15 protein-coding genes are annotated in these 14,704 nt (G+C 66.0%); 7 read left to right on the top strand and 8 right to left on the bottom strand.

The features are described 5' to 3' along the window. Nucleotides 1-10: 10 nt before the first annotated feature. From LB523_RS07525 to LB523_RS07510, 4 genes are all read left to right on the top strand, one after another. Complete coding sequence (locus tag LB523_RS07525) at nucleotides 11-715, top strand: ROK family protein (protein ID WP_224547156.1); 705 nt, start codon at nucleotides 11-13, stop codon at nucleotides 713-715. Between the two features lie 205 nt (nucleotides 716-920). Next, nucleotides 921-1,382 (top strand): MucR family transcriptional regulator, encoded by a 462-nt coding sequence (locus tag LB523_RS07520; protein ID WP_095769591.1) that lies wholly within the window; start codon nucleotides 921-923, stop codon nucleotides 1,380-1,382. A gap of 178 nt (nucleotides 1,383-1,560) precedes the next feature. Further along, complete coding sequence (locus LB523_RS07515; protein WP_224601950.1) at nucleotides 1,561-2,661, top strand: aminotransferase class I/II-fold pyridoxal phosphate-dependent enzyme; 1,101 nt, start codon at nucleotides 1,561-1,563, stop codon at nucleotides 2,659-2,661. A gap of 153 nt (nucleotides 2,662-2,814) precedes the next feature. After that, complete coding sequence (locus tag LB523_RS07510) at nucleotides 2,815-4,056, top strand: MFS transporter (protein ID WP_224602398.1); 1,242 nt, start codon at nucleotides 2,815-2,817, stop codon at nucleotides 4,054-4,056. Between the two features lie 87 nt (nucleotides 4,057-4,143). Here LB523_RS07510 and LB523_RS07505 read toward each other — a convergent pair whose 3' ends face one another. Together LB523_RS07505 and LB523_RS07500 are read right to left on the bottom strand one after the other, a co-directional pair. Then, the gene (locus LB523_RS07505; protein WP_224602396.1) at nucleotides 4,144-4,374 is read right to left on the bottom strand and encodes a hypothetical protein; all 231 of its coding nucleotides are present in this window, start codon (nucleotides 4,372-4,374) and stop codon (nucleotides 4,144-4,146) included. 282 nt (nucleotides 4,375-4,656) lie between these two features. Next, on the bottom strand, nucleotides 4,657-5,559 hold the full coding sequence (locus LB523_RS07500; protein ID WP_224601948.1) for a LysR family transcriptional regulator: 903 nt from the start codon (nucleotides 5,557-5,559) through the stop codon (nucleotides 4,657-4,659). Nucleotides 5,560-5,696: 137 nt separating this feature from the next. Between LB523_RS07500 and LB523_RS07495 the strand changes: the two genes are divergently transcribed. After that, nucleotides 5,697-6,119 carry a RidA family protein gene (locus LB523_RS07495; protein WP_224531907.1) on the top strand — a complete coding sequence of 141 codons (423 nt, stop codon included), beginning with the start codon at nucleotides 5,697-5,699 and terminating at the stop codon, nucleotides 6,117-6,119. A gap of 339 nt (nucleotides 6,120-6,458) precedes the next feature. Here LB523_RS07495 and LB523_RS07490 read toward each other — a convergent pair whose 3' ends face one another. From LB523_RS07490 to hemC, 6 genes are all read right to left on the bottom strand, one after another. Further along, on the bottom strand, nucleotides 6,459-7,175 hold the full coding sequence (locus LB523_RS07490) for a glutamine amidotransferase (protein ID WP_224601946.1): 717 nt from the start codon (nucleotides 7,173-7,175) through the stop codon (nucleotides 6,459-6,461). Between the two features lie 18 nt (nucleotides 7,176-7,193). Further along, entirely contained in the window at nucleotides 7,194-7,673 is a 480-nt protein-coding gene (locus tag LB523_RS07485; protein WP_224547128.1) for a TerB family tellurite resistance protein, read from the bottom strand. A gap of 45 nt (nucleotides 7,674-7,718) precedes the next feature. After that, complete coding sequence (locus LB523_RS07480; RefSeq protein WP_224601944.1) at nucleotides 7,719-9,296, bottom strand: heme biosynthesis protein HemY; 1,578 nt, start codon at nucleotides 9,294-9,296, stop codon at nucleotides 7,719-7,721. A gap of 9 nt (nucleotides 9,297-9,305) precedes the next feature. Further along, nucleotides 9,306-10,778 carry a COG4223 family protein gene (locus tag LB523_RS07475; protein WP_224601942.1) on the bottom strand — a complete coding sequence of 491 codons (1,473 nt, stop codon included), beginning with the start codon at nucleotides 10,776-10,778 and terminating at the stop codon, nucleotides 9,306-9,308. Nucleotides 10,779-10,878: 100 nt separating this feature from the next. Beyond that, complete coding sequence (locus tag LB523_RS07470; protein WP_224601940.1) at nucleotides 10,879-11,592, bottom strand: uroporphyrinogen-III synthase; 714 nt, start codon at nucleotides 11,590-11,592, stop codon at nucleotides 10,879-10,881. A 1-nt stretch (nucleotide 11,593) separates the two neighbouring features. Further along, entirely contained in the window at nucleotides 11,594-12,517 is a 924-nt protein-coding gene (gene hemC, locus LB523_RS07465) for a hydroxymethylbilane synthase (RefSeq protein ID WP_224601937.1), read from the bottom strand. Between the two features lie 103 nt (nucleotides 12,518-12,620). Between hemC and tsaD the strand changes: the two genes are divergently transcribed. Together tsaD and LB523_RS07455 are read left to right on the top strand one after the other, a co-directional pair. After that, nucleotides 12,621-13,706: a tRNA (adenosine(37)-N6)-threonylcarbamoyltransferase complex transferase subunit TsaD gene (gene tsaD / locus LB523_RS07460; RefSeq protein WP_224602394.1), complete on the top strand. Its 1,086-nt coding sequence runs from the start codon at nucleotides 12,621-12,623 to the stop codon at nucleotides 13,704-13,706. Beyond that, complete coding sequence (locus tag LB523_RS07455) at nucleotides 13,703-14,704, top strand: NAD(P)H-dependent glycerol-3-phosphate dehydrogenase (RefSeq protein WP_224601936.1); 1,002 nt, start codon at nucleotides 13,703-13,705, stop codon at nucleotides 14,702-14,704. Before tsaD ends, LB523_RS07455 begins: the two co-directional genes overlap by 4 nt.

The raw sequence follows: 14,704 nt of genomic DNA, 5'->3' as shown, positions 1-14,704 counted from the left end.
GGGAGGACGGATGGCGAAGGCAGCAAAGAAAGCCGCGGCGACCGGCGATCCGATCGTGCTCACCGTCGATGTCGGCGGCTCGCATGTGAAGATCCTCACCAGCGCAGGCGGCGAGATGCGCCGCGTCGCGTCCGGACCGAACCTGACCCCGGACCAGGTCGTCTCGTCGGTCAAGAAACTGGCCGAGGGCCTGGATTATGACGTCATCTCGATGGGCTATCCCGGCCCCGTGCGTGACAACAAGCCCTCGCTAGATCCCTTCAATCTCGGCAAGGGCTGGAACGGCTATGATTTCACCGCCGCTTTCGGCAAGCCGGTGAAGCTCGTCAACGATGCGCTGATGCAGGCCATCGGCAGCTATGACGGCGGCCGCATGCTGTTCCTCGGCCTCGGCACGGGCCTGGGCGCCGCCATGATCATCAAGAATGTCGGCCAGCCCATGGAGCTCGCCCACCTGCCCTACAAGAAGGGAGCGACTTTCGAGGATTATGTCGGCGAACGCGGCTTGGTGAAGCACGGGAAGAAGAAGTGGCGCAAATACGTTTTCGACGTTGTCGATAGGCTCCGCGCCGCCTTGCAGCCTGACTATGTCGTGATTGGCGGCGGCAATGTCGACAAGCTCGATCAATTGCCGGAAAAGTCCCGGCGCGGCGACAACACTCGCGCTTTCGAGGGTGGATTTCGTCTGTGGCGCGACAAGGCGCTGGTCGTCTGATATAGTTACATTTCAGTATAATTGTTCAAAACAGCGTGTATTGACGCGACAAAATGTTGCGCCGCGCAGATTTGCCGACTAGGAATTCGCCGGCCTGCGGCCCCTGCGGCTTCCCGAATTCGCAAACAACGCTCGCAGCGCTTCGACATTACACCGCGAAAACCGGATCGTTTTCGCGACCTTGCGGCAGAAATGGAGGGACTACGTGGACGAGGACACCAGCACAGCCAGGGAAATCGACCTGCTCGAGCTCACCGCTCATATCGTATCGGCCTATGTCGCCAAAAACCGCCTGCCTGCTTCCGACCTGGGCGGACTGATCGCCAGCGTCGCCTCTTCGATCGGCGGAATCAGCCAGCCGGCGGAGCCCGCGGCGCCCCCGCCGGTTCCCGCCGTCAATCCCAGGCGCTCGGTGACGCCGGACTACATCATCTGCCTCGAGGACGGGAAGAAGTTCAAATCGCTGAAGCGCCATATCGGCGTGCATTTCGGCCTGACGCCGGAAGCCTACCGCACCAAATGGGGCCTGCCGGTGGATTACCCGATGGTCGCGCCCAACTACGCGGCCTCGCGCTCGCAGCTCGCCAAGTCGATCGGCCTCGGCCGCAAGGCGGAACCGGAGCCGGCGAAGCCTGCAAGGGCCAGGAAGGCCAAAGCCCCGGCCTGAAATAACGCGCCTGCACCAATGGTTTAGGGAAGCCTGCCGAGGAATCAGCCTTGGCAGGCTTCCTGCTTTTATGGCTTGGATACCGTTCCACCAGGCAATTCCAGGAAAGCCGTACGGAATTGCGTCAAAACAGGACGCGCGGTCTGTTTAAAAGGATGAACCGCTGGGGGACATGGCCATGAACTACACCAGGATGGTGATCGAGAAAGAAGCGCCGGAGGAATACGGCTACGAGCGCATCCGCTACAATCTTTCCGAAAGCTCGATCGCCGACCAGAAACTCTCCGATATCGGTCTCGCGCTGCCCGACCTCACGCTGTTTTATGGCGAGCATCGCGGCGACAAGGACTTGCGGGCGCTTATCGCCGGGCAGGACACGGGTCTTTCCCCCAATGATGTGCTGGTGACCGCTGGCGCGGCCGGCGCGCTGTTCATCATCGCCACGTCGCTTCTGTCGTCCGGCGACCATCTCGTGGTCGTGCGGCCGAACTACGCCACCAACATCGAGACACCGAAGGCGATCGGCTGCGCCATCTCCTACATCGATCTCGATTTCGACGAGGGCTTTGCCATCGACATCGACCGTGTGAAGGCAGATCTGCGGCCGAACACCAGGCTGATTAGCGTCACCTGCCCGCACAACCCGACCGGCACGATGATGACACGCGCCAAGCTCGATGCGCTGGTCGCGCTTGCAGAGAGCCGCAAATGCCGCCTGCTGGTCGACGAGACCTACCGCGACCTTTCCTTCGGCACGCGATTGCCGTCGGCGGCCTCGCTCAGCCCCGCCGCCATCAGCGTCTGCTCGCTGTCCAAGGCCTTCGGCATTCCGGGCATCCGCATCGGCTGGCTGATGACCCGCGATCCGCAGTTGCAGGAAACGTTCCTCGCCGCCAAGGAGCAGATCGGCATCTGCGGCAGCGTCATCGACGAGGCGATCGCGCGCGCCACGCTCGAACGCCGTGACGCCTTCCTCGCCTCGCTGCTGCCGGAAATGGCCAGGCGCCGCGACGTCGTTCAATCCTGGATCGACGGCGAGCCGCTTGTCGACTGGGTGCGGCCGCAAGGCGGCGTCGTCGGCTTTCCGCGGCTCAACGTCGATGCCGGCTTCGACCTCGACCGCTTCTACACCAGGCTGCTGGCGGAATACGGCACTTATGTCGGCCCCGGCCACTGGTTCGAGATGCCGAAGCGTTTCTTCCGCCTCGGCTTCGGCTGGCCGAAAGAGCCGGAGTTGCGCGGCGGGCTGGAAGCCATCTCGGCTGCTTTGAGAGGCTGAACGCACCTCACCAGAGCGGGAAATTTCGATTTTCTTCGCGCCAGCGCGGATTTTTTACGCGCATGGCAAGACGAACTGGGCTAAAGGGTTGCGGCTGGACCAGCGCCCACCGTGGAAGTGCCCCGCCGGCCATTGTCGCAAAGGGGCCCTCGAATCATGACCCTCGAAGCAACGTCACCAGACCAGCGCTACGCCGCGTTCCGGCACCGCCCGTTCCTCAGCTACTGGACGGCGCGCTTCCTCACCACCTTCGCCACCATGATCGTCTCGATCGCCGTCGGCTGGCAGGTCTATGACCTGACCCGCAATCCGTTCGACCTCGGCATTGTCGGCATCGTCCAGTTCCTGCCTTCGCTGCTCCTGGTGCTGGTCACCGGCGTCGTCGCCGACCGCTTCGGCCGCCGGCTGATCATGACGCTGGCGACCCTGGTCGAGGCCGGCTGCGCCTTGGCCCTGCTGCTTCTGACGTTGCGCGGCCTGACCAGCCCGCTGCCGATCTTTCTCGTGCTGGTCATGTTCGGCATAGCCCGTGCCTTCTACGGCCCGGCCTCGTCCTCGTTGTTCGCCAATCTCGTGCCGCAGGAGGATTTCGCCAACGCGATCGCCTGGAACTCGTCGGCCTGGCAGACGGCGACCATCGTCGGCCCGGTCGCCGGCGGCCTGCTCTACGGCATCTCGGCGGAGGTCGCCTACGCCACCGCCGCTGTGCTGATGCTGGTTGCGGGCATGCTTGTGTTCACCATTCCCAAGCCTGCCCAGCAGACGGCCACCGACAAGCCGACGATGCAGACGCTGTTTGCCGGCTTCAGCTACATCTGGGGCGAGAAGATCGTGCTCGGTGCGATCTCGCTCGACCTGTTCGCCGTGCTCCTGTCGGGCGCCTTTGCGTTGCTGCCGGTCTATGCGCGCGACATTTTGCAGCTTGGTCCCTGGGGGCTCGGACTGCTGCGCTCGGCGCCGGGCATCGGCGCCATCTGCGTCGCCGTCTGGCTGGCCGGCCATCCGATCCGCGACCATGCCGGCAAGATCATGCTCGGCTTCGTCGCCTTGTACGGCGCCTCGATAGTGCTGTTCGGCCTGTCGACCATCACCTGGCTGTCCATCGTCGCACTCGCCTTGCTTGGAGCGACCGACATGTTCAGCGTCTACATCCGCGAGACGCTGATCCAGCTCTGGACGCCGGACGAGGTGCGCGGCCGCGTCAACGCCGTCAACCAGGTCTTCGTCGGCGCCTCGAACGAGCTCGGCGAATTCCGCGCCGGCACCATGGCGGCGCTGATCGGCACGGTTCCCGCAGTGGTGATCGGCGGCATCGGCGCCATCGCCGTCGCCGCCCTATGGGCGTATCTGTTCCCGGCGCTGCGGCAGGTGCGGCACCTGAACAGCCGGAACTGACTGAGTTCTGAATCCAAGCCGCTGGATCCGACGTTCGGGCCAATCACGCTGCGCTGTCGACCAGCGAGGTAGGGTCGGAAGCTGTTTCTACTCCGAAAAGCTCACGCTGACGCCCCGCTGCCGAAAATAGGCCTGCATCAACTTGCGGCCGGCGCGGTTGTTCTGCACCAGCCTGGCCGGATCGAAAACCGCCTGTTTCTTCCCCTCCCGCGCCAGCGCCGCCTTGAGTGCCGCGATATGCGTATCGAGTTCGGCATTGTCGGCTCGGAGTGAGGCATAGATATTTTCGGTCGCCTCGGCCAAGGTCAGTTCGTTCACAGTGTCTTCCTTTGATTGATTGGGCGGCGCCTTAGCACAGATTCGCGGCTCGTCGATACCGCCGAGACTGCCCGCTGATCGGTGCCACGCGGCGGTGATCGGCGGCATCGCAGGGCTATGGTCCCGGCGCTGCGGGCAGGTGGTCTTGAATAGCGCCAGTGATCGGGCGGTCATAAGCGATCAGCGGCAGAACACTGGTTCGCCAGCGCAACAGGGATGAACTGAGCACTCCAAATCCTCTGGGCCAACGGCCGGTCATGGCGCGGCTGCTCGTCGCTCTCGTTAAGCTCCCTTCTTCCGCAGGTCATTGACGACATCGAGAAAGGCACGCAGCGCCGGCGGCGCGGCTCGATGTCCAGGATAGTAGATTGCAACCTCTTCCGGAGCGGGCATCCACCTGGTCAGGACCTTGCGCAGCCGGCCATCGGACATGGCCGCTTCTGCAGCCGAATCCGCCACATAGGCGATGCCCAGACCCTTTACTGCGGCTTCGACCATTAGCTCCTCGTCATCAAGAACAATGGGGCCGTTAGCGTCAATCACGAGTTCCTGGCCGGCGCGTTCGAATTCCCATCGATAGAGCTTCCCGCTGGGCATGCGGTGACCGATGCAATGGTGGCGCTGCAATTCCTCCGGGGTTCCCGGCTCCCCTGAGCGGTCGAGATAGGCGGGCGAGGCGACGCAGATGAACGTCAGCCGGCGTGCAAGCGGCACGGCGATCATGTCCTTGGGAACCGATCCGAGGAGGCGCACGCCGGCATCGAACCCGCCGGACACGATGTCGATGAGTCGCCCCTCGACGACGATGTCCACCGTTACATCAGGATGGAGCTCCGCCATCTGCGGAAGAACCCCGCGAACGAGAAGCCCAGCCATCAGTCGCGGTGCGTTGATGCGGACCGTCCCCGCAACGTTGCCCCGGAACCCTGCGATGCTGTCGAGCGCCTCGTCCAGTGAGGCGAGCGCCGGCTGAAGGCGGCCGAGCAGTTGGAAGCCGGCTTCCGTCGGCGAGACGCTGCGTGTGGTGCGGTTCAGAAGGCGCACGTCCATGCGCTCCTCGAGCGCTCGCATAGCATGGCTCAACGTGGAAGGCGCAGTGCCGATCTCGTCCGCTGCGCGGCGGAAGCTGCGATGCGTGGCAACGGCCACGAAGGCGGTGAGATCATTGAGGGACGGGCGGGACATTGGTGGTGTTTTTGCATCACCCTATGCCGATTTCAATGACTAATGCGCATAATGCGATTGCCCTATCTCCAACTCGAAGACCCGGCTCCCTGCCGTTGCCGGTCCGCTCCCATTAACAAGGCACAAAGGAACACGAAATGCCTGCACGTGACGCCATCTATCCGGCCAAACGCCACGCGTTATACGATATTCATCGATATTCTGCGGCCATTCGCTCCGACGATCTTCTTTTCGTGTCGGGTCAGGTCGGGAGCCGTGAGGACGGCTCGCCCGAGCCCGTATTTGAGGATCAGGTTCGGCGCGCCTTTGCCAATCTACGCGAGGTCTTGGCCGCCGCCGGGTGTAGATTCGATGATGTTGTCGACGTCACCACCTTCCACACCAACCCGGATGACCAGATCGCAACAGTGCTGGCCGTCCGAGCGGAAGAGATCGGCGAACCTCCCTATCCGAACTGGACGGCAGTAGGCGTCAGCTGGCTTGCCGGCTTTGATTTCGAAATCAAGGTCGTGGCCCGCATCCCTTCGACGACCAGCGACCGGCCGGCGGACAAGCGCTGATTGCTTGCCGTGCACTGGTGATTTGCTGGCAACGACGCTAGCTGGGAGCTTTCAGGATCCAACGCTCAAGGTTTTGCATCTGGAAGGCGACCCGCTCGCGACTTGAAGTTCGCGAATGGGTCGACTCCGGCTAGAGCGTGAACGACCGTAGGAAGGCGCCAGCGAAATCGGCTTAGCCCGTCTCGCGACCAATAGCTTTGCATTCGACACAGTCTGCTATTTGGGCAGCGGCAAGGGCACCCCTACTGCTGACATTGGGCGCAAAGCGGCCTTTCCATGCTCCGGCAGGCGTAAGCCATTCTCGGTCAAAACCGAGCATTCAGAGCAATGGCCTTTGCCCTACCCCACAGCCGGCCTGCCAAAAATCAGCTGCAAAAACTCGCCCAGCCAGCGCTTGAGGTGCATGTCCCAGATCAGCCGGCCGCCGAGATGGTCGCGGCCGGGCTGGGCGCCGGGCAGCTCGAAGCGATGCGCGCCGCGCACCACCCAGCGCTGCATCATCGCCCTTGTCAGCTCGCCATGGAACTGGATGCCCCAAGCATTGTCGCCATAGCGGAAGGCTTGGTTGGGGTAGGTTTCCGCGGTTGCCAGCAGCGTCGCTTCCTTCGGCAGCGAAAAGCCTTCGCGGTGGAACTGGTAGACCATCTCCGGCCAGTGCAGCAGTTTCTTGCCGGCTTCGGTCGCCTTCAGCGGATACCAGCCAATCTCGACCAGGCCTTCGCCATGGCCCTCGACCTTGCCGCCGAGATGGTTGGCGAGCATCTGCGCCCCGAGGCAGATACCGAGGAACGGCCGGTTCTCCTTGAGCGGGACTTCCAGCCAGTCGGTCTCGCGGCGGACGAACTCGTCCTCGTCATTGGCGCTCATCGGCCCGCCGAAGATAACCGCGCCGGCGTGACCGTCCAGCGTGCAGGGCAATTCGTCACCCAAGGGCGGGCGGCGGATGTCGAGGTCGAAGCCTTCTTCCAGGAGCATGTGGCCGACGCGGCCGGGGCTCGAAGTCTCCTGATGCAGCACGATCAGGATTTTTGGTCTCGGCCTCGATCTGGGTGGCATGGAAGGCGAAGGATCCTGCTATTCGTCGCTCGATTCGCCCCGCGCGCCGGGCACCTCTGCTGCCGCCTTGCGGCGCGCCTCGATGCGGTCGCGACGCTCGACGCCGATCAGCTCGGCGACCCGCCAGACGGTGTTGTCCTCGAGCTCATCAAGCTCGCCATCGGCATAGACGATTTCCCACATCAGGCCGATGAAGGCCTTGCGCGCCTCGGGGTCGAGGTGGCGCTTCAAGACGCTGGTGAAGGCGTAGAGGTCGATCGCCTCGTTGTCGGCGCGCTCGCCGGCCGCCGCCAGCGCATCGAGTTCCTGGCCGCTCACCGAATAGGTCTCGGCCAGGATCTGCTTGAACCGTTCCCACTCGACGTCCTGGCGCACGCCGTCGGCGTTCATCACATGATAGAGCAGCGCCGAAGCCGCGACGCGCGGATCGTCGGCGCTCGGCTTGGTCTCGCGCCCAGCCGGCAGATCCCTCAGGAAGGACAATACGCGCTCGAACATCGATGTTTTTTCCCTGCCCAACAAACCCGGTCCCAGAACACAGCCTCAGAACAAACGAAAGCGGCGCGGCGATTTTTCCGCTTCTTCTTCCGGCGTGACGCCAGGGTCATCCGGCAGAGGCGGCAGCTCCGGACCGGGCTCGCCGATTTCAGCCTCGCTGACGGCTTCCGCAACGGACGCTTGCTTCTCGCCGCCGTTTGAAGGCACCGGCGCCGGCTTCTCGGCCGGCGCATCGGCGACGATGTCGATCGCCTTCTCGGCGACAGGCTGGACAGGCGGCGCAGCGGTGATCGCCGGTACGGCGACATCCGCGTCGCTGTCGATCAGCTGCCCAAGCCGCTCCATCGGCGCGCGCCAGGTGAAGGCGTCGAGCTTGCCGGTGACCGGCGACACCGGCGCCCAGCGCTCGGAGATGACGCCGTCCGCCACCCACGCCGGATCGCGCGGCGCGCGCACCGCCTTCGACAGCAGCTGCCGCACCTTGCCCTGGTCGCCGGTCTCGGCCTCCTCGATATCGGCGAGCAGAAGATAGGCGCCCTCGCGGCGATCCATGCGGATCGCGGCCTCCGCCTCGCGCCGCGCCGTGGCGAAATCCTGAGCATTGAGCGCTGCGCGCGCCACGGCCATCGACGACTCGGGATGATTCCTCTTCAATTCCTGCAGCTTCTTCGCGCGGTTCAGACGATCGAGCACGGCGTCGCCCGGCCTGGCATGGGTGTAGAGCTCGGCGATGTCGGGATGCGGCTCGGCCTTCCAGGCGGCCTCCAGGATCTTGGAGCCCTTGCGCACGTCGTTTTGCCGGATAACCAGATCGGCGGCGATCACCGCGGCCGGCGCGAAATCCGGCGCCAGCTTGTTGGCTTCGAGCGCCGCGGTGCGGGCCGCGTTCGGGTCGCTGTCGACCAGCGCCTGCGCCTTGGCGGTGAGCAGCACGGCGCGGCGGCGGTTGGCGGAGTCGCGCTCGATCTGCCTGGTCGATTTCTGCGCCTCGACCAGCTTCAGCGCGCCGTCCCAATCGCCGCGTTCGGTAAGTTCTTCCAGCGTCGATTCCGCCGCCCAGGCAAGCTGCGGCGCCACCGCCGCCGCGCGGCCGGCATAGTGGCGCGCGGCATTGCGGTCGCCGAGGCGCTCGGCCTCCAGATAAAGCCCGCGCAGGCCGAGCAGCCGCATCTCGGGATCGTCGAGCATGCGCTCGAATTTCTCCCGCGCGCCTTTATGGTCGCCTTCGAGCAGCGAGGCCTGGGCGTCGAGCAGGTTGATCAGCGGCTCCTGATCGGAGCTGATCAGCTTGGCCGCCTCCTTGGTCTTCTTGCGCGCCAGCGCGCCGTCGCCGGCGCCGGCGGCGATCATGCCCGTCGACAATGCCTGGTAGCCGCGGTCGCGGCGGCGCACGCGGAAATAACGCGAGATCGTGTAGGGGCTGTTCCACAGCGACTTGATCAGCCACCAGACGATCATCACCGCCGCCACAACAGCGACGATCGCCACCGCCGCCACCATCAGCGTGACCTGGTACTGGTAGCCGTTGAAGGTGACGAGCATCTCGCCCGGGCGGTCGGCCAGCCAGGCAAAACCCAGCCCGAGCGCGAAGACGACGGCGAGGAAGACGAGGATGCGGATCATCTTGTCTCCTTAAGCCTTCGTCGCGCCGGCAATCAGCGTTTCGAGCTGCTTTTCGACCTCCAGCCGTGCCTTCAGTTTGCCGGCAAAATCGGCGCCGGCCGCCTTTGCCGCGTCCGGCAGCGTGTCATATTCGCTGAGCGCCTTGGCGTAATCGCCCTGGTTGACCGCCACTTCCATGCGCGCGACGGTTTCCGGCACGCCCTTGCCTTCGACCGCGCCGACCGGCCGCACCTTGACCAGCGATTCAGCGCTCGACACCAGGCTCTGGAAGAAGCCGGCATTCTGGTCGACCGGCTTTGCCGCATCGACCATGGCGTTGGCGGCGGCATCGGCCTCCGCAGCGATGGTGGCGCGGGTCGGCACGCCCTTTTCGGCATAGGAGCGCAGCGCCGCGAGCTCGGGCGCGTCCGGCGCGATCGCCGCGAAGGTGTCGAGCTCGGTCGCGAAGGGCGCGCCGCGATCCAGCGCCGACTTCAGCGCCGAGGCGGCGATCGCCAGCGCGATCTTGGGTTGCGAGGCTTGCGCCTCGACCTTGCCGGAAAGCTGCGATACGGACTGCTCCAGCGCAGCCACCCTGCCGTCCTCGGCCTTGGCCGCATCGCCCGCCGATTTCACCAGCGCGTCGAGCCCTGCGATCTTCTCGTTGAGCGGACCGAGATCGGCGGGTGCCGCATTGCCGTTCTTCTGCAGCTCGGCGACGGTTGTCTCGATCTGGCCGACCTTGTCGCCGAGCGCCTTGAGCGCGGCACCGTCGCCGCCCTGGCCGGCCGACGATTTCAGCGCCGCCACATCGGCCTTGACCTGATCGAGCGCCGAGGACAGGCCGTCGACCTTGGCCGACGCCCCGGTGCCGCCGCTTTCCTTCAGCACCGCGATTTCGCTTTTCAGCGAAGCGATCTCGCCGTTGACGCTATCGAGCGACTCCCCGCCCGGTCCTGACGAGCCGACCAGGCCGACCGCTTGCAGCAGGCCGGCGCCGGCAAGCGCGATCACGCCGCCGACGACGCCCGCAGCGATGGCGTTGACGCCGGTTCTGCGCGGGGACTGCGGCACGCCATCCTCGCCCCATGTCTCACTTCGTGTCTCGCTGGCCTTCGATGCCGAGGCGCCGGCGCCAGGCGCGGATGCGTCCTCGAAATTGTAATCGAAGCCCTTGGGCTGGCTCTTCGGCGCATCGGACGCGCCGGGATACGGCGCCTCCGGCTCGCCCTTGCCGGCCTCTGATTTATCGGCTGCAGCCTGCGCGGCGTCGCTATGCTCCCACGGCTCGATATCGGCCTGCTCGGCATGGATCGGCTCTTCCGGCGGCTCCGGCTGCGAAGCAGCGGCGGCCTCTTCTGCCTTCGCCTCGTCGGTCTGCGCGGCACTGGCCTCGGCCTTGGCATCCTCGTCAGTGATTCGCGAGACGGCGCCGGGCTCGAGTTCGATGGTCACCGGCTCGCGCCGGGTCTTCGAATGTCGCATCTTCGGCGTCTTGACCATGCTTTGGGCTCCGCGAACTGGCTTGAGGATGGTTCAAAGGGTCCAGGGGATGCTCTAGCACATCACCAAGCGGTGAAAAGGGGCGGTGTGATGACGCGGCTCAGCCGGGCAGCGACAAAAGCGCCAGCAGCTGCTCTTCCTCGGGCTTGGATGCGATGCGGACCCTGTCACCGGCAACCCCGTCCAGCGGCTCGGCGACACGGGCCGAGAGCGCCAGGAATTCCGTTCTTTCAAAGAGATGCCGCAAGGCCGGCCGCGCAATCAGGCTGGCCAGCGCGGCGCTGGCCTTGGCCGAATAAAGCAGCGCCGCGTCGATCGGCCGGCCCGACAGGCGGGCGACTACATCGGCATTGCCATAGTCGAAACTTGTCGTGTCGTAGGTCTCGATCGCCTGGACATGCACGCCCGCCGCCGCCAACCGCTGCTCGAACGCAGGCAAGCGGACGCGGCCGCACAGATAGACGATTGCCCTGCCGGCAAGGCCGCCGGCGATGGCATCGGCCAGCGCCTCGGCGTTGCCCGGACCTTCCGTGACGGCGAGGAATCCCGCCGCGCGGCAGGCTTCCGCCGTCCGTTTGCCAACTGCGTGGCAAGGTAGGCGCGCAAGTGCCGCGATCAGCGCCTTCGGCGCATGCCGCACCGCATTGGCGCTGGTGACGACGACCGCGGCGCCATCGGTGCCGATGCTCGCCTCGACCGGCAATGCGCTCGTCTCGGTCAGCGGCAGCAAGACAGGTTGGAATCCCAGGGCTTCGAGGCGCCGTGCCGTGCGCAACGCGCCAGGCTCCGGCCTCGTCACCAGGACGCGGACCATGTCAGGCCCAGCCGTCGAAGAACGTCGCACCAGCCTTGGCGCGAACCGTGCGCGCCGCGTCCAGGCCGATCTCCGCCGCGTCGGCAGCCTCGCCTTCCAGCCGGACCTCATGCGATTCCGTGCCGTCGGGCGAGATGATCAGCCCGGCGAAGGAGAGTTTCTCGCCCGACACCGTCGCATGGCCGGCGATCGGCGTGCGGCAGGAGCCGTCGAGCGCGGCGAGGAAGGCGCGCTCGCAGATGAGCGCCTGGCCGGTCGGCACGTGATGGATCGCCGCCAGCATCTTTTCGACGTCGCGGTCGCCGATGCGGGTTTCGATGCCGATCGCGCCTTGCCCCGGCGCCGGCGGAAAAGCTTCCAGCGGCATCAGGTCGGTGACGACATGCTCAAGTCCGAGGCGCTTCAATCCGGCATAGGCGAGGATGGTGCCCTCGGCGACGCCTTCGTCCAGCTTGCGCAGCCTGGTCTGCACATTGCCGCGGAAGATCACCACGTCGAGATCCGGCCGCATGCGGCGGATCAGCGCTTGACGGCGCAGCGATGACGATCCGACCGCGGCGCCATGCGGCAGGTCCGCGATCCGCTTCACGTTCTTGCCGATGAAGGCGTCGCGCGCGTCCTCGCGCGGCAGGAAAGTGACAAGCTCCAAACCATTGGGGAGTACCGTCGGCATGTCCTTCGACGAATGCACGGCGATGTCGATGCGGCCGTCGAGCAGCGCATCCTCGATTTCCTTGGTGAACAGCCCCTTGCCGCCGGCCTCCGACAGCGGCCGGTCCTGGATGCGGTCACCACTGGTCGAGATCGGCACCACTTCGAACGCCTCTTCGGGCAGGCCATGCGCCTGCATCAGCCGCGCCCGCGTCTCATGCGCCTGGGCCAATGCCAGCGGGCTGCCGCGTGTTCCGATTTTCAAAGTTTGCATGGCGCGCGGTCCGTGATAACCCCCGGGGCAGCTTGAGGTCTGCCGGGCCTTTTCCTAATTGGGATTGGCCGGTGATACAATCATAGAGGCCAGCGACCAATTGATCCGCGTTCTGGGCATTGAGACGAGCTGCGACGAGACGGCGGCCAGCGTTGTGGCGCTGGACGGCGTCGCCGCGCCCGAAATCCTGTCCAACATCGTGCTCAGCCAGATCGAGGAGCACGCGGCCTTCGGCGGCGTCGTGCCGGAGATCGCCGCGCGCGCCCATGTCGAGGCGCTGGACGGCATCGTCGAGGCGGCGCTCGCCGATTCGGCGGTGTCGCTCGATGAGATCGACGCGATCGCCGCGACAGCAGGGCCGGGCCTGGTCGGCGGATTGATCGTCGGCCTGATGACGGCCAAGGCAATGGCCGCCGCCGCCAACAAGCCGCTGATCGCCATCAACCACCTCGAGGGCCACGCACTGACGGCACGGCTGACCGACGGCCTCGATTTTCCTTACCTTCTCCTGCTCGTTTCCGGCGGCCACACCCAGATCGTCGCGGTGCGCGGCGTCGGCGATTACCAGCGCTGGGCGACCACCATAGACGATGCGCTGGGCGAGGCCTTCGACAAGACCGCCAAGATGCTTGGCCTGCCCTATCCCGGCGGCCCGAATGTCGAGAAGGCGGCCGTCAGCGGCGATGCAGGCCGCTTTGCCTTCCCACGCCCGATGAAGGGCTCGGCGCAGCCCGATTTCTCCTTCTCCGGCCTGAAGACGGCGGTGCGCCAGGCGGCGACGGCGATCGCGCCGCTGAGCGACCAGGACGTCGCCGACATCTGCGCCTCTTTCCAGGCCGCGGTGGCCGACGCGCTGGGCGATCGTGTCGGCCGCGCCCTTGCCGGCTTCCGCCAGGAATTGCCGGACCATGCAAAGCCGGCGCTGGTCGTTGCCGGCGGCGTCGCCGCCAACCGCACGATCAAGGCGACGCTCGAAGCGCTGTGTTTCGAGGCCGGCTTCGCATTCGTCGCGCCGCCGCAGAAGCTTTGCACCGACAATGCGGCGATGATCGCCTGGGCCGGCATAGAGCGGCTGCGCGCCGGCATCGCCGACGAAAACGCCGCCGATTTCGTGCCGCGCTCGCGCTGGCCACTCGACAGTGTTTCCGCGCCTCTGGTCGGCTCGGGCCGGCGTGGTGCCAAGGCATGACCAAGAAAAGCACCAGCGGCTGGCGTATTGCGGTGCTGGGCGGCGGCGCCTGGGGCACGGCGCTGGCGCTGGCCATGTTGCGCGCCGGCCATGATGTCCGGCTCTATGCGCGCGACACTGAGACCGTCGCCGCCATCGCCCGCGGCGAGAACCCGCGCTACCTGCCCGGCATCAGGATCGAGCCCGGCATCACGGCCACCAGCGACATTGCCGCGGCGCTTGACGGCGCCGACTGCGTGCTCGCCGTGACGCCGGCGCAGTCGCTGCGCGCCGTCCTGGCCAATGCCCGCAACGATGTGCCCCAGGGAGCGCCGCTGGTGCTCTGCGCCAAGGGCATCGAGCGCGATACCGGCGCGCTGCTCTCGGCGATCGTCGAGGAAAGCCTGCCGGGCAATCCGGTCGCGGCGCTTTCCGGCCCGAGCTTCGCCAGCGACGTCGCGCGCGGCCTGCCGACCGCTGTGGTGGTTGCCGCCCGCGATGCGGAATTGGCGGCCGAGCTTGCCGCGCGCTTTTCGGCGGAGAACCTTCGCTGCTATTCGAGCGACGACCTGATTGGCGTCGAGATCGGCGGCGCGCTGAAGAACGTCTTTGCCATCGCTGCCGGTGCTGTCACCGGCGCAGGCCTCGGCGCCAGCGCCCAGGCCGCCATGGTGACGCGCGGCTTCGTCGAATTGCGCCGCATCGGCGCCGCTTTCGACGCCCGGCCGGAAACGCTGATGGGGCTTTCCGGCCTCGGCGACCTCTTGCTCACCTGCTCTTCCGCCCAGTCGCGCAATTTCGCCTATGGCCTGGCGCTCGGCCAGGGCAAGCCGCTTGCCGGCCTGCCGCTGGCCGAAGGCGTGCCCACGGCGGGGATTGCCGCCCGCATCGCCGCCGGGCGCGGCATCGAGGCGCCGATCATTTCGGCCGTCGCCGCCATCCTCGACGGCAAGGTGACCATCGGCCAGGCCGTGACCGCGCTGATGACGAGGCCGCTCAAAACCGAAACCGACATCTGA

The organism is Mesorhizobium sp. ESP-6-4 (assembly GCF_020164735.1).
In the GTDB taxonomy this organism is placed as follows: domain Bacteria; phylum Pseudomonadota; class Alphaproteobacteria; order Rhizobiales; family Rhizobiaceae; genus Mesorhizobium.
This window is presented reverse-complemented; position numbering and strand designations above follow the sequence as displayed.